The following is a 22,643-nucleotide window of genomic DNA, read 5'->3' on the forward strand; positions in this document are numbered from 1 at the left end:
ACACATTAAAATACTATAGGAGCAGCCATGAAGTTGCCAAAAACCACAACAAGTACGTTAGCCCTGTGTGTCGCATTGTCACTAAGCTCAGGCTTAAATGCACAGCAAATAGATAACCTTTCAATTCAAGCTACTACACTTGATAACGCATTACTCTCACTGGCACAGCACAGTGAAATTCAAATTTTGTTTTCAGACGCTAGAATAAAGCAAACATTAGCCCCTAAGCTAGAAGGTAGTATGGATGTGCAAGAAGCACTTTCTACCTTGCTTGAAGGTACTGGCTTCATCTACAAGCAAACCTCTAAAAGTACCTATATTGTTACACCGATTGGAAGCGAAGAGAAAAACCAACCACAAAACCCTTCTGCCGCTCCCGTTACTGCTAACGTTCAGAAACAAGAAGCAAGTGTAGAGCGTATTCAGGTTACTGGCTCAAACATCCGTGGGATGCAAGATACTGGCGCATTGCCCGTCACCATGATGTCATCTGAAGATATTGACGGTTTAGGCTTAAGCAGTGGCGCTGAAATTTTAGCGGAGTTACCGCAACAAGGTGCTGTAAATTTTAATAGCGAGCGTGTAGTTGGTGGTGTTAACGACGCACGTGGCGATGTCTCATCAGTAAACCTACGTGGTATAGGCACAGGTTATACGCTTACGCTGTTGAACGGTCGCCGATTAGTGCTACACCCAGGTACGCAAGCCGAAAACTTAGTACCTGTTACTACCGTGAACTCAAATACGCTTCCAGTTAAAGGACTAAAACGTGTTGAAGTGTTACGCGATGGCGCTGCAGCTATTTACGGTACTGACGCCATATCAGGTGTAGTAAATTATGTTTTAGACGACAAGTATACGGGCGGTGAGCTTCAAGCTCATTATGGCAGTAGTCAGGGTACAGGTCGTGACCAAATCAATTTATCCGGCGCTGGTGGTTGGTTATTTAACAATGATAAAACTCACGTTACTTTTAGTGGTGGGTACTATCATCGCGATATGGTTATGGCGAGTGAGCGGGATTATTCTGCCAGTTCTGACTTACGTAACTACAGCGAAGTGCCTGCTGATTTTGTTGGCGATACACAACTAGATAATCGCTCAACGGTAACGCCATGGGGTGAATTTTCCTCAGACAGTCTAGGCACCTTTCACCTTGAGCCAACGTCATACGACGATTGTGTTGCGGAAGTTAGTGGCGATGTGTGCGCGTCTTCTGGATCAACGCCTCGAGATATGCGCTTCGACTCAAACTCACAACGTAGCTTGAGCTCGGAAGTCGATAGGCTCAATCTATACACCTTGGTGAATCACCAAATCAATGATGATGTTGAGATATACGGTGAAGCCCTTTACTACTCAGCAACAGCAAAACGTATTCGTGAACAATCGGGCAATCTAACAGCACAGCGTTTTACAGTTTCTGCTGATGCATTTTACAACCCTTTTGGTGAAGACGTGACTGTTCGTCGCTATCGTCCCATTGATACAGACCCTCGAAATATCGAAGTCGATGATTACAGCTATCGTTTATTAGCAGGCTCTCGTGGTTATATCGGTGATTGGGACTTCGATTCCGCCGTGTTGTATTCAAAAGCCAATACTATCGATACCGCAAATCGAATTAACACCACCTTGTTCCAACAAGCGGCTAATAGTACTGATGAAAGCACGGCTTACAATATTTTTAGCGGCGCCAGTGTGACTAACCCAAATACGGTCGATGATACGCCGGTATCTCAAAGTGTTATCGACAGCTTTATGGTGGATGTTGAGCGGGAGTCAGAAACAGAACTTGCTTCAATTGACGCCAAAGTATCTCGACCAGATTTATTTAGTTTACCCGCCGGTGATGTAGGTTTTGCCGCAGGTATTGAATATCGCTATGAAAGCTTTTTTGACAAACGTACCGATGATTTGAATGGCACATTGTTTTTCAGTGACTTAGTGGGTGGCACTTCGTCCGAAATTGCTAGCCAAGTATTAGGAAGTAGCCCTACGCCAGATGCTAGCGGAAGTCGCAATGTGGTATCTGCGTACGCGGAATTTGTTATTCCACTGTTGGCCGATAAACCGTTTGTTGAAAATTTAAATTTACAGGTAGCCGGGCGTTACGAAGATTTCTCTGACGTAGGCAGTGTATTTAAACCTAAATTTGCCCTTGCATGGACGGTAAATGAAAACGCATTAATTCGTGGTGCATATTCAGGGGGCTTTAAAGCGCCAGGGTTGCCACAAACCACAGCAGTAAATGTTGCCCGTTCTAATACCAGAACCGATCCGTTGACACAAACGAATCGTGGTACGCTAGAACTTCGAAATGGTAGCGATACCTTAAGCCCCGAAGAAAGTGAAAATTACTCGTTTGGCGTAGTACTTACGCCTACCAAAGAGTTAACCCTTACAGTCGATTGGTGGCAAATCAAACAAGAGAACACGGTGGGTATTTTAAATAGCCAAACACAAATTTTGTATGATGCGCTATTACGTAGCCAGGGTGGCTCGAATGAAAATGTGGTTCGTGATGAAAATGACGAAATTATATATATTCGAAATGATTACACTAACTTACTACCAAGAGACATTTCTGGTATCGATTACAGTGCTGATTACCGTTTTGAAACTGAAGTAGGTGATTTTTCCATTAAGCTCAGTGCCGCCAACTTGAGAAAGTTTGATCAAGGGGCAGACGATATCACAGACCTAGTGGTTGCAGCACAAGAAGCTGGAAACGAAGCGTTATTGTACGAAGGGGAGCAAGTTGCCATATTTGGTAGCGATGGCGACCTTATTCGTCAAAACGAACGCCCAAAATGGCGGGCTAATTTATCGCTAACCTATTCTCGAGATGCATGGCGTGCTGGACTTAAATATCGTTACGTTAGTGATGTTGAAGACACTAGCTTAAATTATACCGACGATTCAGGCGATTTAGTGACTTACGTCATTGATGACTGGTCAACGTTAGATGCGTACGTAAGTTACCGCTTTAGTAAAGATGCATTGTTTAGCGGAAAAACGAAAGTGACCGTAGGCATGCGTAACCTGACTAACGAAGAACCGCCGTTTGCCGATGAAACCTTTGGTTTTAGCAGTAGCCTTCATTCATCGATTGGCCGTTATACCTACGTAACACTTAATCATAAATTTTAAGTTAAAAAACTTTTCCTACTTTTACATCATAAAGAGGCGTCTACCATTAGGAGGCGCTTATTTCATGGAGATATCATGTTTCGATTATTTGTCATTGCATTGGGGTTTGTCTCCCTTCTTGCTTCCGCCATTACATTGGCGTGCGAATTCAAGGGCGTTACTTTTTCTGCAGATTTTGAAGCCGGAAAATTAGATTCCTGTGAAGTCGACGAAAACGGCACCTATGTATTGAGCTTCTTACCAGAAGATAAGCCTATAAATCCTAGCCCTTGGTATTACTTTAGTGTTACCGCAGCAGGTGATTTATTGTCAAAACAAGCAGGAAAAGTAGACGTAGTGCTGACCTTTGATGGTTATACGCCAAGGTATTTACCTAAAGTGAGTTACGATCGAAAAAGCTGGAAGATAACCGCGTTTGATACCACAGAGCAGGGCATGACACTAACTTTGCCGGTATCAAAGCAGCCACTGTATGTGGCTGCCCAGCGTCCAATTCCAAATTCTGTTTACACAAACTGGCTAAAACAAGCAGAGCAAGACTTTGGCATTAAGCCGTTTACGATTGGTAAATCTACCGAAGGCCGCACACTTTCTGCATTTGCTCTTGAAAAGCCTGAAAACACCGAGTGGGTTATTTTCGTTGGTCGTCAACATCCACCAGAAGTAACAGGCGCGGTAGCCATGTTCTCTTTTCTAAATCAATTCTTATCCATTACATCTGAAAACAATGCGTTCTTGTCGCGCTTTAATGTTCTGGTTGTTCCGAACATAAACCCTGATGGTGTAGCCAATGGTCATTGGCGACATAGTGTTGGGCATAAAGATCTAAACCGCGATTGGAATGTCTTCTCTCAACCAGAGACCAAAGCAGTGAAAACATATCTAGATAAAATCACGAATGCTGGCGGGAAAATTGTAATGGGTATGGACTTTCATTCTACCCACAACAATGTTTTTTACACCATTCCGGTAGATGAAAGTATCGCCCCTAGCGACATGGTTGTAGGTTGGTTGGCCGACTTGCAAACACAAACCAAAGGCGTGTTTAAAGTCGTAGATAAACCTGGCACTTCACCAGGTAAAGGCGTTTTTAAACAGTTTTTTGCTGATGTTTATCACGTGCATGGTGTTACCTATGAAGTTGGTGATAATGAGCCGAATGAGAAAACTCGCTACGTTGCTAAACACGCCGCCAATACGCTTATCGATACGTTAATTGCCACTCCTGCTGAAGAATTTTATATTAAAGCGTGTGCAGACGAAGCAGCAAGTTGTGAGCAATGATTATGCATTTACGCACAAATAAACCCAAAGCGCTTCGCCATAAACTTGCTATCGCAGTTCTCATGTCCTCGATTAGTGTTGCAGGCCCTGTTAGGGCTGAAAGTATAGAGCAAACGGATGTTTCGGCGATAGACTCTAAAGCCGCGCGTACTTTTGTTCATCAAAGTACAATGAAGCATATTGCTAAAACTATGTGGGAAAAACCTGAACTGGGTTTTCTAGAGCACAACAGCAGCGCATTAATGCAACAGACGCTAATTAAGCGTGGTTTCAAAGTAACGGCCGGTATTGCGGGAATGCCCACTGCATTCATTGCGCAGTACAACCCAGTAGGCCAGGCAGAAGAAGGTGTGCATAAGTCTGTTATCGGCTTGCTCGCCGAAATGGATGCCCTACCCAGCATGGGGGTTTTAAATACGTCTGATAAACAGCCGATTAGCACTAACGGACATGTTCACGCAGGTCATGCTTGTGGACACAACTTGTTTGCCGGCGGGATAATAGGTGCTGCGCTTAGCTTGGCTGATTATCTCGATTCCCATCCAAATCAAGGTTCTCTGAAGGTTTTCGGCGCACCCGCTGAAGAAGGGGGCTCAGGGAAAGTTTATTTGGTGAAAGCTGGCGTATTTGAAGACGTAGATGTTGCCCTCCATTGGCACCCATCGGATAGCACGACTTCTTCACCATCATCTTCGCTGGCCAACAAAAGTGGTAAGTTTCGCTTTTATGGGATTGCCGCGCATGCTGCTGCTGCGCCAGATAAAGGGCGTTCGGCATTAGATGGCGTAGAAGCTATGAACATGATGGTAAACTTAATGCGTGAGCATGTACCAGATGGCACGAGAATTCACTATGTCATCACTAACGGCGGAACTGCGCCCAATGTAGTGCCGGACTTCGCCGAAGTGTATTATTACGTACGCTCAGCACAGCCAACTGTTGTGCTGTCACTGTGGGATAGATTGGAAAAAGCGGCGGAGGGAGCAGCACTTGGTACTGAAACCCGTGTTAATTGGGAAGTCACAGGTGGGGTGTGGAATGTATTACCTAATGTGACCTTATCAAAATTAATGCACAAGCACATTGACGCCGCACCTCCGATTATTTTGACTAAAAGCGAGCAACAGTTTGCTAGCGAAATAAGTCGCACGCGCGAGCAGTCCTTTAATCACAATGCTCACAGCACTCCAGAGCCCTTCGATGAAAAGATTACTGTTTGGTCTGCATCAACTGATGTTGGTGATGTGAGTTGGCAAGTGCCTACCGTGGGAGTATCTATCGCCACCTGGGTAAAAGGAACTCCACCCCATACCTGGCAGGCATCAGCAATGAGTGGTACTGATATAGGTTACAAAGGTATGTACTTGGCCAGTGAGGTCATCACGCAAACTGCTATATCCCTTTTCTCTGAACCTGAAAATATCAGTAAAGCGAAGCAAGAGTTTCAGCAACGAAAAAGTACGTTGAACTATGAACCCATGCTTGGGCAGAGAGCACCAGCACTTGATTATCGTAAGTAGAATATTCTCGTACTACTGCGTCAGAGGTTTATAACAATCTTGTAATGTAACTAAGAGGTTTGGCCGAATCTCGGTCAAATTCTTGATTCTATTCCGAACACTCGCTAATTTTTAACGATGACCCCAGATTAAATTATCGCTTAAATATCAGTAAAACCTTGTGTTTATAAGGGCTTTTCTTTTATCATTTGCGGTCGAAAATTTTGAAAACTTTCGTGACCTCGTAAACCAGTAAATTTTTGCTGTTACGTTGCTGTCATGACAAGCCATATGATGCATGACGCAAGCGTGATAAAACCAGTATAAGCTTGGGTTACACATCATAATTATCCAAACCTGGAGAAATGTGGATGAGCAATGTATCTGTAGATGCAACAGAGTCTGCACACAATGAAAACCAGCCAGAAAACAACACTCGTCGTCGGTTCTTGACCGTAGCCACGTCGGTAGTTGGTGGTGTAGGTGTCGTTGGTGCTGCTGTGCCTTTTATTGCGTCCTGGAATCCAAGCGCCAAAGCGAAAGCAGCCGGTGCTGACGTTGAAGTAGATATCAGCGGGATTGAGCCTGGACAATTAGTACGTGTAATGTGGCGAAGCAAGCCTGTATGGATTGTACGTCGTACGCCTGAGATTCTTGAAGAACTAGGCACACACGAAGATAAGCTGAAAGATCCTAACTCTGAAGCTGAGCAGCAACCTACTTTTGCTCAAAATCGTTTCCGTTCGATGAAAGAAGAATACCTGATTCTAGTGGGTATCTGTACGCACCTAGGTTGCTCTCCACAGCACCTTAAAGACGGCGCTTTCGAAGAAGTGGTTGAGGGTGTGCCAGATGGTTTCTTCTGCCCATGCCACGGTTCTAAGTTTGATATGGCAGGACGTGTATTCCAAAACGTACCGGCACCATTAAACTTAGTTGTACCGCCATATCAATTCGTTGATGACAATAACATCATCATCGGTTCAGAAGCGGAGGCTTAATTATTATGAATGCTTTCCTAGGTTGGATTGAAGAACGCATCCCAATGATGCGCGTTGCGAATATGCACGCTCTTCAATATCCTGCTCCAAAGAACATGAACTTTTGGTATGTGTTCGGTTTTCTAGCGACTATCGTTTTGGTAAACCAAATTGTTACTGGTATTTGGTTAACCATGAATTTCGTTCCATCTTCAGAAGGCGCGTTTGCCTCTGTTGAATACATCATGCGTGAGATCGACTACGGTTGGATCATTCGTTACATGCACAGTACTGGCGCATCAGCGTTCTTTATTGTGGTATATCTACACATGTTCCGCGGCATGATTTACGGTTCTTACCAGAAGCCTCGTGAGCTTCTGTGGGTGTTTGGTATGTTTATCTACCTAGCGCTTATGGCTGAAGCATTCATGGGTTATGTACTACCTTGGGGACAAATGTCTTACTGGGGTGCACAGGTAATCGTATCGCTATTTGGCGCTATCCCTGTTGTTGGTCCTGATTTGGTTATCTGGCTACAGGGTGACTACGTTATCTCTGGCGCAACACTTAACCGCTTCTTCGCATTACACGTTATTGCGTTGCCTTTAGTTATCGTTATTCTTGTGTTCCTTCACATTATCGCGCTACACGAAGTGGGTTCTAACAACCCAGATGGTATTGCAATTAAGCACAAGAAAGGTTCATTGCCAGAGTCTGAAAAGACCAAATATGAAATCCATGAATACTACACAAGCAAGTACGACATTGCTGATGACGTATTGCCGTTCTTCCCACACATCGTACTTAAAGACCTTGTGGCATTCTGTATTTTCTTAGCGCTATTTACTTATGTGTTGTTCTTTGCCCCTGAAATGGGCGGTAAATTCCTAGAGCATCCTAACTTTGAAATTGCTAACCCGTTGAAAACACCTGAGCATATCTTCCCAGTGTGGTACTTCACGCCGTTCTACGCAATTTTGAAAGCGGTACCTGATAAGTTGTTCGGTGTACTAGCTATGTTCGGTGCAATTGCTGCGCTATTCGCTCTGCCTTGGTTAGACCGTGGTCGCGTTAAGTCATGGCGCTATCGCTGTGGTCTGCACAAAGTAAACCTTATTGTGTTTGCAATTGTGTTTATCTTCCTAGGTTACTTAGGTGGTACGCCACAAGAAAACTGGAAAATCATTGCGTCGCAAGTTGCTACAGTAATGTACTTCGGTTTCTTCATTGCATTGTTCTTGTACAGCAAAAACGAAAACACTAAACCTGTGCCAGAGAGGATTTCTAAATGAAAAAAATGATGTGCTTTTTAGCCTTCTTCCTACCTGGCGTAGCGCTTGCGGCAGGTGGAAACGTACACCTTGATAAAGCGCCTATCGACTTATCCGATAAGGCGTCTTTACAGCGTGGTGCACAGTTGTTCATGAACTACTGCTTAGGCTGTCACTCGATGAAGTACCAGCGTTATCAGCGTTCATTCCAAGACTTGGGTATTCCTGACGAACTAGGTCAAGAATACCTGCAGTTCACGGGTGAAAAAGTATCTGATTACATCACTCGTGCAATGCCCGAAGAAGCCGCAGCTGGCTGGTTCGGTGCTGCTCCACCTGATCTTACGCTTGTTGCACGTGTTCGTGGTGAAGACTGGATCTACACTTACTTGCGTTCTTTCTATGTAGACGAGAGCCGCCCGTTTGGTGTTAACAACACAGTATTCCCAGAAGTAGGTATGCCGCACGTACTACAACCACTTCAAGGTACGCCTACGCGCACTTATGAAGAGCAAATGGTTGATGGTGAAATGGTTAAGCGTTATGTAGGTATTAAGTCAGATGGTACTGGCGCAATGTCTCCTGACGAGTATGACCAAGCTGTTGCCGATATCGTGAACTTCCTAGAGTACACGGGTGAGCCTTCAAAACTGGAATCTCACAAAATCGGTAAGTGGGTACTTATCTTTATCGCAGTATTGTTTGTATTTGTTTACTTACTGAAGAAAGAATACTGGCGAGAAGTGCACTAATCGCACAGATTTATGTATAATATGAAAAGGGGGCTTCTCGCCCCCTTTTTTGGTATTTACTCGTGCTACCTGAAAACCCTTTTGTATAGAGTGTTCAGGTAGCACGAGTTAACGTAATAAGCTTACCGTTTGTAAGCGTAAACTTGTTTCTCGACGGAGGAAATTGAATGGCCGTAGCCGCGAATAAACGTTCTATTATGACGTTGTTCTCTGACACAATTGATATTTATAGCCACCAGGTGCGCATTGTGTTGGCAGAAAAAGGTGTGGGTGTTGAAATCAGCTACACAGATCCTAGCAACCTGTCTGAAGATCTGTTGGAGCTTAACCCTTACGGTACTGTTCCAACTCTAGTTGATCGCGAACTTGTACTTTACAAGTCGCATATCATCATGGAATACCTTGATGAGCGTTTCCCTCATCCACCACTAATGCCGGTTTACCCTGTATCACGTGGCCAAAGCCGTCTTATGATGCACCGCATTGAGCAAGATTGGTACTCGCTTGCTGCTCGTATCTTCCGTGGTGAAGGTGACGTAGAAGCAGCACGTAATGAGTTGCGTGAAGCCTTGCTTTCACTTGCCCCTGTATTTGGTGAAATGCCTTACTTCATGAGCGAAGAGTTCAGCTTAGTTGACTGCTACCTTGCTCCGCTATTGTGGCGTCTTCCTGCACTAGGCATTGAACTAAACGGTGCTGGCAGCAAAGAAATTAACGCTTACATGAACCGCATTTTCTCTCGTAGTTCATTTAAAGCATCTTTGACTGACCAAGAGCGCGAGATCCACAACCCGCTATGACATCTATGACGTCAAACCAGCCCTATTTGCTTAGGGCTTTTTATGAGTGGATTGTTGATAACGATTTGACGCCGTACATTGTGGTTGATGCAACTAACGAGTTGGTAGAAGTGCCGCAAGAGTTTGTTAAAGACGGTCAAATTGTTTTAAACGTATCGCCAAGTGCGTGTGTTAATTTCTCTCTCGATTTAGACGGCTTGTCGTTTCAAGCACGTTTTTCTGGCCAGCCCAGAAGATTGAGTATGCCTTGTGAAGCTGTGATGGCTATATACGCAAGGGAAAACGGTGCAGGTACAGTATTTGCCACCGAAGAAGATATTGCCCGCGCGCAGAAAGAGCGCACTGAAGCACCTGAAGATGTGTCTCAACCGAGCGGACCAACGCCTCTGGAAGACGCTGACTCTAGCGATGTTCAAGATGCGCCTGTCCCCCCTAAAAAGGGTAAGCCTAGCTTAAAGGTTATTAAGTAGCTTATCAAATAACGTATTAGCCTGGCTTTGTGAAGTTTATCTACTCAGCAAAGCCAGTGCTTTTTCTTTCCCATTCCCGTTAAGCTGCATCTCGCTTTAATGTTTAAAGATTTCCTTTGACACAAAAGTAAAAACACCCCATTACCTGCGTAATAGGGCGCTTTCACATGGTACTGCGTTTGAACATTTAACGGGTTCGGGTAATCACCACGCGGCTCGTTGGGAAATCAAAGCGATGGGCCTCGGTTAGTACCGATGTAGACAGGCCTTCACGGCTTGGATCATTAGCGTTTGCACTGGTAACTACACCCTGGTGAAGTCTTACTGCATCGGCAAAGTCATCCCTCACTACATCATAACCTGCGGCTGCTCCGCCGCCACCCGCTGCACTAGCGGCGGGGCCAGGCATAGTGGCTGCAGTTTCTGTATTTGCTTCTGTACCCGCATCCCAGGTCACTGTCATGAACGTTTTTGTATCACCAACCGCCATGTTGCTTACATTTGCAGCGTTTAAGCCAGTAAATGCGTCGTTAGTGTTGACCAGCATGGTCGTTACTGTAAGGCGCAGGTTGTCAGCATCGAGTTCTGGAACCACAAGAGTTAGCTCTGTCCCCATTGAGCGAGGGCCCAGTATTCCCTCTGAACTTAGCGCATCTAAAAAGTCAGTAGACTCTGCTGCTTCACTGATTACCATCGAGGGATCACCGCCCTCAGCCATAATTTCAATACCCATGCTGGCTGGCTCGCCCTCACTAAATGAATGGAAGCCTGGTTCATGCAAGATGACTGCAGCAGGTGCAAAGGGCTGAGAGTAGGTTAAGTTGGTAATTTGTACGGTATAAACCGCTGAATTACCGTTAATACCGTCTTGTCCATCTGCACCGTCTTCACCATCGGCACCATCTTGACCGTCGATTCCAGCTTCACCTTGTGGTCCAGCTGGCCCCTGAGGTCCTGTATCACCATCGTCGCCGCACGCCGCCAAAAGAGCTGATAACATTAATAACGTACTGAGTTTTACTATTGGATTAGTCATAGTAATAGCTCCTTAAGATGCAGGAACAGTTATAACAACACGTGCAACGGGGTTTAACCAACGGTGTACAGTTGAATCTAAATCACTTGCACCTGAAGCATTGTCGGTGTCACCAAGCGCATTGCGGTGAATGTGTACCGGACCATCTTCACCATCTTCTATTTCACCATTAACTACCTGTGCTCCCACACCTGTGCCGCCCGTACCTAAGTCAACGATACGAGTTGGTGCACCACCGCCAGCAACACCAGGAACGCCATAACCCCCTAGCGCATTTCCTGTGCCGGCTTCAACGACGTCAGTACGAGCACTATTTAGCTCATCGTTTAACTCAGTGCCAGCATCGTAAGCATTAAGATAATACGTATAGGTGCCAGGTTCAGTAGGGATCTCAATACTGTCCATACCAACGAAGGCATCATTGGTTGGTATCAACATAGACAGCAGTGAAAGATAAGGCTTGTCCATTGTGTCGAAGGGATAACTTAATGTTGCTTTCGGGGCTAGAAGGCCGCCAAAACGATGCCATGTATTTGAACCATTGTCTGTATCGACAGGACCCAATACCGCCTCAAAGTTAGCTCCGCTTGAGTCAGCGTTTTGTTCATCATCAATAACACCCGCTTCAGCAAGCCACGCTAGAGCCGATGAAGCTGGCTGTCCCACTTCAAAAGCGTCAACGGTGTCATCGTGCGCAATAACTAGCCGCGGCGTAAAGCTTTGCGCTTGGGTTAAGTTAGTAATTTCAACATCTAATGTAACGGCTTGGCTTACTGAAATTGTTGCGAGCGACAGTAGGGTAGCGCTAGCAAGTTTAGTGAATTTCATTTTATTGTCCTTGTTTATGGCTTAAATCGCATAAAAATCTAGGGCAGTAAAATTTTTAATTCATCACAGAACTATCACAAAAAACACACAGATTTGTATCGATAAATAACAATATTGTTAGAAATTTTTAGTGCTTATTTATCAGTCAAAAAATTGTTATTAATGTGAAATAAAAACACGAAGGGTCGGGTCTTTCTTTTTATTGGCGAATTAGGAGCGAGATATGATCCTTATCATCTACACTGGAAATAAGTTTCAACAAAATATATCGCAATGCTTAAGTAAGCATAGCTTTCTTTACGACACAGTCTCTAATTTTCAATCCGCAGAGTCTTTGCTTAAGGCGCAGCAGTATTCACTTATTATTGTCGAATCGCACAGTAATACTATGTGCCTGCAGCGTATTAGACGTTTAGTAGAAGCTAACCCTGAGAGCTGGGTGGTGGCCGTTGAAAGTGATATGCCGAGAACTGATACGACTGAGGATACAGTCGATGAGGCTAATTACTATGAAGCAGGTGTCGATGACTTCCTTACAGGAACGTTTGACGAGCGTATGTTTTCAGCACGTATTCGTTCCCATATGCGAAGAAGTATGCCCATCCAAGAAGCCTTGCGATCTAACGATGGTAGCGAATATCGCATCGAAATTGGCCCGCTTAGGGTAGATCAGCGTTATCACAGCGTGACGATCAATGGTCAAATACTGGCACTAACGGCACGCGAATTCACCTTGTTGAATTATTTCTGTCGTCACCCCAATCAAGTGTTCTCCCGCAATCAGCTACTTAGCGAGGTTTGGGGTTATAACCATGAAGGTTATGAGCATACGGTAAACACACATATTAATCGTCTTCGCTCTAAACTTGACAAGGTTAACAGTATTGAAAATGGTGGGCAGCTAGTACAAACCGTATGGGGCGTCGGATACAAACTGAATGTAAATGGGTATACAGCCAAGGCGTTAAGCGCCTGAACGATATAGTTTAAAAAATTACTTGAGCCGTAGGAGCAAAGTAATCTTGTAATCTTCACCGACTTAAATTAAAAACAGCGTCGCAGTACCTAAGAACGCAAAAATACCCACTACATCAGTTATCGTAGTTAAGATAACACTGCCTGCTAAGGCAGGGTCTATCTTAAGACGCTTCATGATCATAGGTAAGGTTGCACCCGCTAAGGCAGCTGCAATCATATTTACCATCATGGCAAAGGCAATAATTACGCCGAGCATGTAATCTTGTTTCCATAACGCAATGACTGAGGCAATAAGCACCGCCCAAATGGCACCGTTTAAAAAGCCGATGGATATCTCTTTACTGATAAGCCATCGTGAGTTACTTGCGTTAACATGGCCTAGTGCCATACCACGAATAACAAGGGTCAGCGTTTGGTTACCCGCTACACCGCCCATACTGGGAACAATGGTATTTAATATAGCTAACACAGCCAGTTGGCTGAGTGTTGCTTCGAATAAGTCGCTCACCATGGCGGCCATTAGCGCCGTCACCAAGTTTACCGCCAGCCACACCGAGCGTCGTTTGGTACTTTGCATAACCGGTGCAAAGGTATCTTCGTCGTCATCAAGACCCGCCATACTCATCATTGAGTGCTCGGCGTCTTCACGAATAATATCAACCACGTCGTCAATGGTAATTCGGCCCACTAAGCGATGATTCTCATCAACTACGGGCGCTGAAAGCCAGTTATATCGCTCGAAAAGGCTAGCAACTTCATCGTCTGGCATATTCACAGGAATCGCTTCAGATTCCTCATCCATAACATCAGACACTTTGTCGTCGGTATCTGCGGTAAGTAAACGGGTAACCGGAACAATACCAACTAGGTTGTCGGTCCTATTTACTACATAGAAGGTGTCTGTATTTTCTGGTAACTCACCTTTTAAACGAATGTAACGTAGAACCACATCAATGGTGACATCAGGACGCAAGGTAATGGTGTCGGTGTTCATGATGAAACCAGCGGTTTCTTCACCGTAAGACAGTGCTTGCTCTGCACGTACGCGGTCTTGGGCATCCATTGAATCGAGAATGTCTGCCAACACAGGTTCAGGAAGACTACTCAGCGTTTCTGCTAAATCATCGGTATCCATCTCTTCAAGTGCGTCAACCACGTTGGCGGGGAGCATCTTTGTTATAATACCGTTTCGAACATCGTCAGACAGTTCTTCTAAAATGTCGCCGTGAAAATCGCTATCAATTAACTCCCACAACTCATCACGGGTCCTGCTTGGACTAGACTCAAGAATATGCGCAACGTCTGAAGGAGGAAGTTCAAGCAGAAGCTTACGTACAGATACAAACTGACCGTTTATTAACGCTGCGTTGAGTGCACGTAATTGGGTTTGTACGTATTTAGAAACAAGCGCTTCTGCCATAAGGCGTTATTCCTACTATGCTGAGATGGAAAAATAGAGACTGTTTTAGCCTAAGTGTGCGTAGAATATCGCAATTATATTAAGTCTGTCATGATAATTGCGTGGCTTTTACGCAAGAATTTGGAATTACTAAGTTAGCTGTTGATTAATTCGTCAAGAGTGAAGCGTGTTGAGACTATTCGTCTTCGTTAAATCTGCCCTCGATAAGTTCTTCAATAGCAGCAAGTGCATCGACCGCGTCATCACCATCGACAATAACATCTACCTGTTCGCCCTGATGACTTTCCAGCATCATCAAGCCTAAAACGCTACTTGCATCGGCTTCTTTATCACCTTTTTTCAAAATGATTTTGGCATCAAATTGATTAGCAAGCTTAACCAATTGCGTGGCTGCTCTAGCGTGTAAACCTAGTTTATTAACGATAGTAAGCGTTTTTTGAATAGTCATTACTGGTTAAGCTCTCGGTGACGAATTTGAACATCAGGATGTATTTCACTGAAGGTTTTCGACAAGGTTTGGGCAATATAGACAGAGCGGTGCTGGCCGCCAGTGCAACCAATCGCTACCGTTACATAGCTTCTATTGTTGCGCTCTAGGTGAGGAAGCCATGTGGTCATTAAGTTCTGTATCTGCCAGATAAATTTGGTTACTACAGGTTGTGAGCCTAAAAATACCTCCACGGGGGCATCTAACCCAGTAAGGTGTCTAAGGTCAGGTTCCCAATGAGGGTTGGGAAGGAAGCGCGCATCAAAAACATAATCTGCGTCTTTAGGAATGCCATGTTTAAAGCCAAACGACTCAAACACAAGCACAAGGCGTGAGCTTTTCTTACCCAGGATACGCTCTCGAATTAACTCTGCCAGTTGGTGAATGGTAAGCTTATCTGTGTCTAAATATAAATCTGCGCGTTCAGCAATAGGAGCAAGGAGCGCAGATTCTGCTCTGATAGCTTCTGATAGAGACTTATTTAGTTTAGCTAAAGGATGAAGACGGCGAGTTTCGCTAAACCGCTTGACCAGTACGTCATCGCTTGCGTCAATGTACACTATAGTCATCGACCAAGAAGAAGGCAGATAATCTAGAATCTCTACCAAGTCATCTGGATTTTTGGGAAGATTCCTTACGTCGATACTTACTGCAACTTGGTCGTATTCATCAACAACAGTATGGGTGAGGGTGGGAAGCAAATTTACTGGGATATTATCAACACAGTAATAACCTAAGTCTTCCAAAGCGCGAAGTGCGACAGACTTACCAGACCCTGAACGACCACTGATTATGATCAGCTTCACCTAAACTCTCCCTTATATTCTGGTTTCATCACATACGCGTTGTTGAATAAAGCGCCTATCTATAATGTATAGGCTCTTATGGCTTAACTTAATGCAGAAATAATCTCGTCGCTGGTTGTTGCACGGCGTATTGTTTTAATTGTTTCTTTGTCACTGAGCTTACCTGCTACGGTAGCCAGTGTTTGAAGGTGTCCTTCGGTTTGCTCTTCGGGAACGAGTAGCGCAAAAAATATGTCTACGGGCTTTTCATCTAGGGCATCAAAGTTGATAGCTGGTGTGCTTGTTACAACAATTGCTATTACCTTCTCAAGGCCAGCCAGGCGACCGTGAGGCAGTGCTATGCCGTTGCCAATACCCGTGCTACCCATACGTTCTCGAGCCATTAAGCTATTTAAAACCGTTGCCTGGTCGATGTTATCATTTTGCTTGGCAGCGATATCAGCGATGATCTCAAGAATTCGCTTTTTACTATTACACTGAACCGCACACTCGGTGCGGTCCAGACTTACGATGGCTTGTATATCCATACTTAATTAACTACTAATGTTTTTTCAGTTTTTCCTTATGCTTGATTACCTGCCGGTCGAGTTTATCAACCATGCTGTCAATCGCCGCATACATGTCGGTATTTTCTGAGGATGCGAATACTTCAGCGCCACTTAAATGAACAGTCGCTTCGGCTTTTTGATTTAATTTTTCAACGTTCAGGATGACATGCACATTAGAAATGTGATCAAAGTGACGTTCAAGTTTGCTGAACTTCGTATCGACATAATTACGCAAAGAGTCGGTGATTTCGACATGATGACCAGTGAGGTTGATTTGCATATTTCGTCTTCCTTATATATTTAAGCCTAGTTAAATAAGGCTTTTGCGTTGGTTCGACGGTGGGATCGATAACGATTCCCGATATTTTGCTATTGTTCGCCGAGCGACTTTTATGCCTTGCTCTGCCAACAACGAAGCAATCTTGCTATCACTTAGCGGCTTGCTAGGATTTTCCGCAGCCACTAACTTCTTGATCAATGCACGAATCGCTGTAGATGAACATTCACCACCTGACTCAGTTGCTACGTGGCTTGAGAAGAAATACTTCAATTCGAAGATACCACGAGGCGTATGCATATACTTTTGCGTTGTCACACGGGAAATAGTCGATTCGTGCATATCTACCATTTCTGCGACATCATTTAGCACCATTGGTTTCATCATTTCCGGGCCGTGCTCAAAAAAGCCCATTTGCTGCTGCACAATACAATTTGCGACCTTCATTAAGGTATCGTTACGAGATTCAAGGCTCTTTATGAACCACTTGGCCTCTTGCATGTGTGAGCGGATGAATTGTGAATCGCTACTGTTCTTAGCACGGCGACTCATTGCTGCGTACTGTTGATTTACGCTTAATTTCGGCAGACTGTCGGGGTTCAGCTCAACCACCCAACGGCCATTTTTCTTGGTTACTGAGACATCAGGAATAACGTACTCAGGCTCTTTAGTAACTAAAGCACTACCTGGGCGAGGATTCAAGGTTTGAAGTAAACGCATTGCTTCGCGCAGCTGATCTTCTTTTAATCGGCTCTTACGCATTAGGGTGCGGTAGTCTTTACTGCTCAGTAAATCTGAATATTCCTCAATAAGCTGCTTCGCTTCAGAAAGCCACGGCGTGTCTTCTGAAAACTGGCGCAATTGCACCATAAGACATTCTTGAGGGGTACGAGAACCTGAACCAATGGGGTCGAACATTTGAATGCGCTTAAGTACACATTCTATTTCGTCCATTTCGATAGGCTCTTCAAGATCATCATCGTTGACCGCTTCTAAGATATCGTCAAGAGTAACGGTCAAATAACCTGATTCGTCAATCGAATCGATGATTGCAGTAGCAATGGCGCGGTCAGTATCCGAAAAATGAGTGAGGCGCATTTGCCAAAGCAAGTGCTCTTGGATGTCTTCAGTGGTTTCACCTTGAAAGATTTGTTCATCATCATTAGATGGACCAGGTGCAGGCGCAGAAGAAGCGGAATAATACTCATCCCAAGTGCTGTCGATAGGTAGCTCATCGGGAAGGTCATTCTTCTCCAGTGCATCTCCTGCTTCTAGCGTGTCGCTTGATGCAGAAGCTGTCGCTTCAGCAGCGCTATCGTCACTATCGACATTGTTCTTTTCTACTTGTGGCTCGTCGTTACCTTCTTCCACTTCTAAAAGCGGATTAGAGTCGAGCGCTTCTTGAATCTCTTGCTGAAGATCAAGCGTAGAAAGCTGCAGCAGCTTAATGGCCTGCTGCAGCTGAGGTGTCATGGTAAGTTGTTGGCTAAATTTTAGCTGTAAAGATGGTTTCATCTACGTCTTATTTAAATGCTCTAAATTAAATATACCAGAGCGAAACTGAAAAGTGACAATTCGGTTACACTAACTATAGCCTGAATTGTTCGCCTAGGTATACGTCCCTTACTTTTTGATTACTTAAAACCTGTTCCGCAGTTCCTTGCGCAATAAGCTCGCCATGACTCACAATGTACGCTTTTTCGCAAACATCCAATGTTTCGCGTACGTTATGGTCCGTGATAAGGATACCAATACCCCTATCTCGCAGATGCTGTATTATCTTCTTTATATCATTAACTGATATTGGATCAACACCGGCAAATGGTTCGTCTAACAAAATAAACTGTGGTTTTGCTGCCAGAGCTCGTGCAATCTCTACGCGACGCCGTTCTCCCCCTGACAAACTCATCCCCGTACTATTACGTATATGGTTGATATTAAATTCATCAAGTAGGGCATCTGCTTCTTCTTCTTGCTGTTGTGAATTTAAATCTTTACGGGTTTGCAAAATGGCCATGATATTTTCATGTACCGTAAGCTTTCTAAATATTGATGCCTCTTGCGGGAGGTAGCCTATACCGCGGCGTGCGCGCTCATGCATTGGCTGGTGAGTAAGCTCATTATCATCAATTTCGATCTTGCCTTTGTCTAAGTTGACCAAACCTACAATCATGTAAAAAGTAGTGGTCTTACCAGCTCCATTAGGGCCGAGAAGACCAACAATTTGACCGGTAGACACTGAAAGGCTTACGTCGCGAACAACCTGTCGCGATTTATACGATTTAGCAAGGTTTTTAGCGCTCAAAGTTGCCATTGCTATTCATTGTCCTCGTTGTCTTTCTTAGACGATGTTTTACGAATGGTGTCAGGGGTAAACACTGTGGTTACACGACCTTCACCATCTTCACCGGCGCCACCCGTTGCAAGCAATTGTTCAGTAATCATATCGAACGTAATCTTATCACCTTGCACTTTACTGGTATCTTGCTGTAGCTCAGCATTACCCGCCAGAGAAATAGTGCGATTAATTACTTCATAGCGAATTTCATTAGCTTTCGCTGATACCGGTGTACCGTCTTCTAGTGATTGAGAATAGCTTGCAGGGTTGCCACGAGCGATAAATATTTCACGGCCGCTGCCATCTGTAGCTATTACTTCTACTTCATCAGCTTCGATTAGTAGTGAACCTTGGGTAATAAGTACATCTTCCTTGTACAGAGCTGTTTTGTTTTTACCATCAATAAACTGGGTGTTTGACCCTATCTTAATGGGTTGTGAAAAATCTTCTTCACTGGCTGTTACCGCACCGCTAGCGATGGCAAGTAGAAGGCTAGTTGCTAGGGGAGTAAGTCGTTTGTACATGATCTAAAAGCTCGTATTCTTGTGTGCGTAAATTCGCGTTAAACCCATTGCTTATAATACGGTACTGCGTGCCCAGTATCTCAACGGGTTGATCAGATGTCATTTGTTTCGTGTCTAAATTTATCTGTATGTATTCCGTGGATAAACTTTTAACAAAATCATCGCTGGTTTGATTTTCGATAACAACGCTATCTTCAAGCTGAATTAATTCATTGTTATATAGCGTTCCTTCCTCGGCAGTTACAACCCAAGGTGATGAAGCACTTTCTGTATAAAGGGTATATTTAGGCTGCTGGAATAAAACAAAGCCTAATTGGTCGTAGTGCTCCATCGACTCTGCAAAGACTTTGTGATTTAACTCACCGTCTTGGTTGTACAAGGTCGTAGTTAAGTTTTTTGCCTTGTAGGCAGGTTTGAGCGCATCATTTTCGCTACTACCTTGAGTTTCAGGCTGCTCTTCCATCCACGTTGGGATGTACATTAGCATCGCTAAGATAAATAGCGCCGATATACTTAAACCTAAGCGATTAAAGCCAAACTGGCTCATACACTAGCTCCGAAAATGTCACTTGCAACGCCTTTAGCCTGCAAAATGGTATCCGATATTTCTCGAACCGCACCAAATCCACCTGGAAGTGTGGTGATCCAGTTCGCTTGTTTTGCAACAAAAGGGTGAGCATCGGCAACCGCAATTTTTACCGCTACGTGCTGATACATTCCGGTATCGGGCATATCATCACCTACGGCGGCAACTTGGCTTGAGTTTAACCCAAGGCCTTTCATTAACTCGTCAAGCGCGTCAGCTTTGTTTTCTTCACCCTGAATAATGTGCGCCACATTTAGCGCCTTCATTCTGTTTTCTACAATTGCTGAGCGACGCCCTGTTATAACGGCGACGTTAACACCATTACTTACTAAGGCTTTCACGCCATATCCGTCTCGGGTGTGAAAAGCTTTAAGTTCTTCACCGTCGTTGCCTAAGTAAATGCGACCGTCTGAAAATACGCCATCCACGTCACAAACCAGTAGTTTAATATTTGCCAACTGCTCAAAAAGTGCCTGGTCTAAATCGGTGTATAGAGTTGTCGTCATTTAGAGTACTCCCGCTTTCAAAAGCATATGCATGTTGAAGGCTCCGACAGGTTTGCGCTTTTCATCGGTAACCATTAAAGCAGTTATGTTATAGGTTTCCATTAGGTTTAGGGCTTCTACAGCTAGCTGCTCTGCTGTGGTTGTTTTGCCGCCTTTGGTCATTACATCTTCTACTGTCGCACTATGCACATCTATACGGGCATCAAGTATTCGGCGTAAATCACCATCAGTAAATACGCCTGTTAACGAACCATCGGGAGCGATAACACCAGTCATGCCTAAGCCCTTTTTGGAAATTTCCAAAAGTGCATCAGCAACAGTTGCATTTAAATTTACTAGTGGGATATCGCTGCCACTTAGCATGATATCACTCACTTTAAGCAATAGTTTTCTACCTAAGCTACCGCCGGGGTGCGACAGTGCAAAGTCGTCTGAAGTGAAACCTTTTTGGTCGAGCAGGGCTACCGCAAGGGCATCACCCATAACCAGTGTGGCCGTAGTGCTTGATGTGGGCGCCAGACCTAATGAACATGCTTCTTTTTCTACACTAATATCCAGCACTACGTCTGCGTGTTGTCCTAACGAACTATCGGCACTGTTGGTCATTGCCACTACCAGTATGCCTAAGCGCTTAACAACGGGCAGCAAGTTTACTAATTCGTTGGTTTCACCAGAATTAGAAATGGCTAAGAGCACATCTCCTTTACTCAGCATGCCCAAGTCGCCGTGGTTGGCTTCACCGGGATGCATGAAAAAGGCAGGTGTCCCAGTGCTCGCGAGGGTAGCGGCGATTTTATTGCCGATATGTCCAGATTTTCCCATACCGCTTACAACCACTTTACCTTTGCAAGAGAAAAGAATGTTGCATGCAGTGATAAAGTCATCATTTAAGCGCTCTGCAAGGTTGGCAATAGCCTGCGTTTCAATGTCGATAACGCGCTTTGCCGATTCGATATAGTGCATCTGAGTTTGTGTATTCATGATTATCCGAACAGCCAGTATTGGTAGCCGATAAAGCAAGCCAGAAGTATGAATCCATTGGTTCTTGATATAGTACGCTTTCCAATTAAATCGAAGCTGAACAAGAACAACAGCAAAGTCAAACCGAGCATAACGTACATGTCTCGGTTATAAACGTCAGGGTCTAGCAGACCTGGGGCAATTAAACCTGGCATACCGAGTACGGCTAGCAGGTTGAAAATATTAGAGCCAATAATATTACCCAGTGCTAAATCGTCTTCACCTTTAAGCACACCTGCGACACTTGCCGCTAATTCAGGAAGGCTTGTGCCAAACGCAATAATCGTCAACCCGATAACTAAGTCAGAAATGCCCATGTATCTGGCAATTTCCACGGCTGAGTTTACAAGGAAGTGGGCACTCAAAGGTAATACAACAAGGCCAACACCAATCCAGATAAGCGCTGAGGTATTAGAAACGCCCTTTGGAATTTCATCTGCGGTCTCAGCCACCAGCGGGTCTTCTTTATCAACTTGTAGCGATAACCAAGCCATCATTGCCAAAACAAATATAAATAGACCTAGTAAAATTATCCCTTCGTAAGACTTTAGCTCGCCATCAAACATAAAGCCTAGCGCAATCAGTGAGATAATAAGAAGCGCGGGGAGTTCACGCTTAAGCGTTGTAGATGAAACAAGAAGCGGCTTTACTAATGCAGTTACACCTAACACTAGTGCGACATTAGTTATATTTGAACCAAGGGCATTACCCACGGCTGTGTTCATATTGCCATTTGCAGAGGCAATAGCGGAAACCACAATTTCAGGTGCCGAAGAGCCCATAGCGACAATCGTTAACCCGATCATCATAGGAGATATGCCGATGTTCTTTGCTAGCGCGGAAGCACCGTACACAAAACGGTCTGCACTCCAACTTAAGACAATCAACCCAACCAGAAAAATGACAATGTTTAAAAGCACAACAACCTGTAATAGTTAGTATTTCGATAGATTGTCGCAAAAAGAGTGCCATTTGCCTATGCCAGCAACGCTTTATTTTCACCAAATATTGTCAATTGATGTAAATTTCCACTTACCACACCCATCACAGCGGTTCGAGCATATTGCTGGTAAGCGTTCA

General features: G+C 44.4%; 23 protein-coding genes. 9 read left to right on the forward strand and 14 right to left on the reverse strand.

The features are described 5' to 3' along the window. Positions 1-27 precede the first annotated feature (27 nt). The 8 genes from PCAR9_RS03535 to PCAR9_RS03570 all read left to right on the forward strand — a co-directional run bounded on the left by PCAR9_RS03535 (position 28) and on the right by PCAR9_RS03570 (position 10,209). Positions 28-3,153 carry a TonB-dependent receptor gene (locus PCAR9_RS03535; protein WP_179982431.1) on the forward strand — a complete coding sequence of 1,042 codons (3,126 nt, stop codon included), beginning with the start codon at positions 28-30 and terminating at the stop codon, positions 3,151-3,153. Positions 3,154-3,228: 75 nt separating this feature from the next. Continuing rightward, a complete protein-coding gene (locus PCAR9_RS03540) occupies positions 3,229-4,437 on the forward strand; it encodes a M14 family metallopeptidase (RefSeq protein ID WP_179982432.1) in 1,209 nt (402 codons plus the stop codon). Between the two features lie 2 nt (positions 4,438-4,439). Next, positions 4,440-5,957 (forward strand): amidohydrolase, encoded by a 1,518-nt coding sequence (locus tag PCAR9_RS03545; RefSeq protein WP_232091108.1) that lies wholly within the window; start codon positions 4,440-4,442, stop codon positions 5,955-5,957. Positions 5,958-6,307: 350 nt separating this feature from the next. Next, positions 6,308-6,937 (forward strand): ubiquinol-cytochrome c reductase iron-sulfur subunit, encoded by a 630-nt coding sequence (gene petA, locus PCAR9_RS03550; RefSeq protein ID WP_118490220.1) that lies wholly within the window; start codon positions 6,308-6,310, stop codon positions 6,935-6,937. A gap of 5 nt (positions 6,938-6,942) precedes the next feature. Beyond that, positions 6,943-8,208 (forward strand): cytochrome b, encoded by a 1,266-nt coding sequence (locus PCAR9_RS03555; protein ID WP_110288466.1) that lies wholly within the window; start codon positions 6,943-6,945, stop codon positions 8,206-8,208. Beyond that, positions 8,205-8,939, forward strand: a complete 735-nt coding sequence (locus PCAR9_RS03560; RefSeq protein WP_110288465.1) for a cytochrome c1 — start codon at positions 8,205-8,207, stop codon at positions 8,937-8,939. The genes PCAR9_RS03555 and PCAR9_RS03560 overlap by 4 nt, the downstream gene beginning before the upstream one ends. Positions 8,940-9,106: 167 nt before the next feature. Then, positions 9,107-9,739: a stringent starvation protein SspA gene (gene sspA / locus PCAR9_RS03565; protein ID WP_012517332.1), complete on the forward strand. Its 633-nt coding sequence runs from the start codon at positions 9,107-9,109 to the stop codon at positions 9,737-9,739. Next, complete coding sequence (locus PCAR9_RS03570; protein ID WP_179982433.1) at positions 9,736-10,209, forward strand: ClpXP protease specificity-enhancing factor; 474 nt, start codon at positions 9,736-9,738, stop codon at positions 10,207-10,209. Before sspA ends, PCAR9_RS03570 begins: the two co-directional genes overlap by 4 nt. A 187-nt stretch (positions 10,210-10,396) precedes the next feature. On the opposite strand, the gene PCAR9_RS03575 is transcribed toward PCAR9_RS03570, so the two are convergent. Both PCAR9_RS03575 and PCAR9_RS03580 read right to left on the reverse strand, forming a co-directional pair. Further along, positions 10,397-11,245 carry a spondin domain-containing protein gene (locus tag PCAR9_RS03575; RefSeq protein WP_179982434.1) on the reverse strand — a complete coding sequence of 283 codons (849 nt, stop codon included), beginning with the start codon at positions 11,243-11,245 and terminating at the stop codon, positions 10,397-10,399. A gap of 12 nt (positions 11,246-11,257) precedes the next feature. After that, a complete protein-coding gene (locus PCAR9_RS03580; RefSeq protein WP_179982435.1) occupies positions 11,258-12,073 on the reverse strand; it encodes a spondin domain-containing protein in 816 nt (271 codons plus the stop codon). Positions 12,074-12,296: 223 nt separating this feature from the next. Here PCAR9_RS03580 and PCAR9_RS03585 point away from each other — a divergent pair, with 223 nt between their 5' ends. After that, the gene (locus PCAR9_RS03585; protein WP_179982436.1) at positions 12,297-13,049 is read left to right on the forward strand and encodes a response regulator transcription factor; all 753 of its coding nucleotides are present in this window, start codon (positions 12,297-12,299) and stop codon (positions 13,047-13,049) included. Positions 13,050-13,112: 63 nt separating this feature from the next. On the opposite strand, the gene mgtE is transcribed toward PCAR9_RS03585, so the two are convergent. From mgtE to PCAR9_RS03645, 12 genes are all read right to left on the reverse strand, one after another. Then, positions 13,113-14,471, reverse strand: coding sequence for a magnesium transporter (gene mgtE / locus PCAR9_RS03590; RefSeq protein ID WP_179982437.1), 1,359 nt, complete (start codon positions 14,469-14,471; stop codon positions 13,113-13,115). A 175-nt stretch (positions 14,472-14,646) separates the two neighbouring features. Then, positions 14,647-14,919 (reverse strand): HPr family phosphocarrier protein, encoded by a 273-nt coding sequence (locus tag PCAR9_RS03595; RefSeq protein ID WP_179982438.1) that lies wholly within the window; start codon positions 14,917-14,919, stop codon positions 14,647-14,649. Continuing rightward, positions 14,919-15,764: an RNase adapter RapZ gene (rapZ, locus tag PCAR9_RS03600; protein ID WP_179982439.1), complete on the reverse strand. Its 846-nt coding sequence runs from the start codon at positions 15,762-15,764 to the stop codon at positions 14,919-14,921. Before rapZ ends, PCAR9_RS03595 begins: the two co-directional genes overlap by 1 nt. An 83-nt stretch (positions 15,765-15,847) precedes the next feature. Beyond that, entirely contained in the window at positions 15,848-16,291 is a 444-nt protein-coding gene (gene ptsN / locus PCAR9_RS03605) for a PTS IIA-like nitrogen regulatory protein PtsN (protein ID WP_118490209.1), read from the reverse strand. Positions 16,292-16,304: 13 nt separating this feature from the next. Then, positions 16,305-16,592, reverse strand: coding sequence for a ribosome hibernation promoting factor (gene hpf, locus PCAR9_RS03610; protein ID WP_012517338.1), 288 nt, complete (start codon positions 16,590-16,592; stop codon positions 16,305-16,307). A 30-nt stretch (positions 16,593-16,622) separates the two neighbouring features. Further along, complete coding sequence (locus PCAR9_RS03615; RefSeq protein WP_179982440.1) at positions 16,623-18,104, reverse strand: RNA polymerase factor sigma-54; 1,482 nt, start codon at positions 18,102-18,104, stop codon at positions 16,623-16,625. A 73-nt stretch (positions 18,105-18,177) separates the two neighbouring features. After that, positions 18,178-18,903 (reverse strand): LPS export ABC transporter ATP-binding protein, encoded by a 726-nt coding sequence (lptB, locus tag PCAR9_RS03620; protein ID WP_118490207.1) that lies wholly within the window; start codon positions 18,901-18,903, stop codon positions 18,178-18,180. 2 nt (positions 18,904-18,905) lie between these two features. Continuing rightward, the gene (gene lptA, locus PCAR9_RS03625) at positions 18,906-19,451 is read right to left on the reverse strand and encodes a lipopolysaccharide transport periplasmic protein LptA (protein WP_179982441.1); all 546 of its coding nucleotides are present in this window, start codon (positions 19,449-19,451) and stop codon (positions 18,906-18,908) included. Then, positions 19,420-19,998, reverse strand: coding sequence for an LPS export ABC transporter periplasmic protein LptC (gene lptC, locus PCAR9_RS03630; RefSeq protein WP_179982442.1), 579 nt, complete (start codon positions 19,996-19,998; stop codon positions 19,420-19,422). Before lptC ends, lptA begins: the two co-directional genes overlap by 32 nt. Next, positions 19,995-20,543, reverse strand: coding sequence for a 3-deoxy-manno-octulosonate-8-phosphatase KdsC (kdsC, locus tag PCAR9_RS03635; RefSeq protein ID WP_179982443.1), 549 nt, complete (start codon positions 20,541-20,543; stop codon positions 19,995-19,997). Before kdsC ends, lptC begins: the two co-directional genes overlap by 4 nt. Continuing rightward, entirely contained in the window at positions 20,544-21,524 is a 981-nt protein-coding gene (locus PCAR9_RS03640) for a KpsF/GutQ family sugar-phosphate isomerase (RefSeq protein WP_179982444.1), read from the reverse strand. 2 nt (positions 21,525-21,526) lie between these two features. After that, positions 21,527-22,483, reverse strand: a complete 957-nt coding sequence (locus tag PCAR9_RS03645; protein ID WP_179982445.1) for a calcium/sodium antiporter — start codon at positions 22,481-22,483, stop codon at positions 21,527-21,529. Positions 22,484-22,643 lie beyond the last annotated feature (160 nt).

Origin of the sequence: Alteromonas macleodii (assembly GCF_903772925.1) — a bacterium.
Classification (GTDB): domain Bacteria; phylum Pseudomonadota; class Gammaproteobacteria; order Enterobacterales; family Alteromonadaceae; genus Alteromonas; species Alteromonas macleodii_A.

Excerpts from the sequence above, each read along its gene's own strand:
- PCAR9_RS03535 (WP_179982431.1), top strand. The coding sequence starts at position 28 with ATGAAGTTGCCAAAAACCACAACAAGTACGTTAGCCCTGTGTGTCGCA.
- PCAR9_RS03540 (WP_179982432.1), top strand. The coding sequence starts at position 3,229 with ATGTTTCGATTATTTGTCATTGCATTGGGGTTTGTCTCCCTTCTTGCT.
- PCAR9_RS03545 (WP_232091108.1), top strand. The coding sequence starts at position 4,440 with ATGCATTTACGCACAAATAAACCCAAAGCGCTTCGCCATAAACTTGCT.
- petA (WP_118490220.1), top strand. The coding sequence starts at position 6,308 with ATGAGCAATGTATCTGTAGATGCAACAGAGTCTGCACACAATGAAAAC.
- PCAR9_RS03555 (WP_110288466.1), top strand. The coding sequence starts at position 6,943 with ATGAATGCTTTCCTAGGTTGGATTGAAGAACGCATCCCAATGATGCGC.
- PCAR9_RS03560 (WP_110288465.1), top strand. The coding sequence starts at position 8,205 with ATGAAAAAAATGATGTGCTTTTTAGCCTTCTTCCTACCTGGCGTAGCG.
- sspA (WP_012517332.1), top strand. The coding sequence starts at position 9,107 with ATGGCCGTAGCCGCGAATAAACGTTCTATTATGACGTTGTTCTCTGAC.
- PCAR9_RS03570 (WP_179982433.1), top strand. The coding sequence starts at position 9,736 with ATGACATCTATGACGTCAAACCAGCCCTATTTGCTTAGGGCTTTTTAT.
- PCAR9_RS03575 (WP_179982434.1), bottom strand. The coding sequence starts at position 11,245 with ATGACTAATCCAATAGTAAAACTCAGTACGTTATTAATGTTATCAGCT.
- PCAR9_RS03580 (WP_179982435.1), bottom strand. The coding sequence starts at position 12,073 with ATGAAATTCACTAAACTTGCTAGCGCTACCCTACTGTCGCTCGCAACA.
- PCAR9_RS03585 (WP_179982436.1), top strand. The coding sequence starts at position 12,297 with ATGATCCTTATCATCTACACTGGAAATAAGTTTCAACAAAATATATCG.
- mgtE (WP_179982437.1), bottom strand. The coding sequence starts at position 14,471 with ATGGCAGAAGCGCTTGTTTCTAAATACGTACAAACCCAATTACGTGCA.
- PCAR9_RS03595 (WP_179982438.1), bottom strand. The coding sequence starts at position 14,919 with ATGACTATTCAAAAAACGCTTACTATCGTTAATAAACTAGGTTTACAC.
- ptsN (WP_118490209.1), bottom strand. The coding sequence starts at position 16,291 with ATGGATATACAAGCCATCGTAAGTCTGGACCGCACCGAGTGTGCGGTT.
- hpf (WP_012517338.1), bottom strand. The coding sequence starts at position 16,592 with ATGCAAATCAACCTCACTGGTCATCATGTCGAAATCACCGACTCTTTG.
- PCAR9_RS03615 (WP_179982440.1), bottom strand. The coding sequence starts at position 18,104 with ATGAAACCATCTTTACAGCTAAAATTTAGCCAACAACTTACCATGACA.
- lptB (WP_118490207.1), bottom strand. The coding sequence starts at position 18,903 with ATGGCAACTTTGAGCGCTAAAAACCTTGCTAAATCGTATAAATCGCGA.
- lptA (WP_179982441.1), bottom strand. The coding sequence starts at position 19,451 with ATGTACAAACGACTTACTCCCCTAGCAACTAGCCTTCTACTTGCCATC.
- lptC (WP_179982442.1), bottom strand. The coding sequence starts at position 19,998 with ATGAGCCAGTTTGGCTTTAATCGCTTAGGTTTAAGTATATCGGCGCTA.
- kdsC (WP_179982443.1), bottom strand. The coding sequence starts at position 20,543 with ATGACGACAACTCTATACACCGATTTAGACCAGGCACTTTTTGAGCAG.
- PCAR9_RS03640 (WP_179982444.1), bottom strand. The coding sequence starts at position 21,524 with ATGAATACACAAACTCAGATGCACTATATCGAATCGGCAAAGCGCGTT.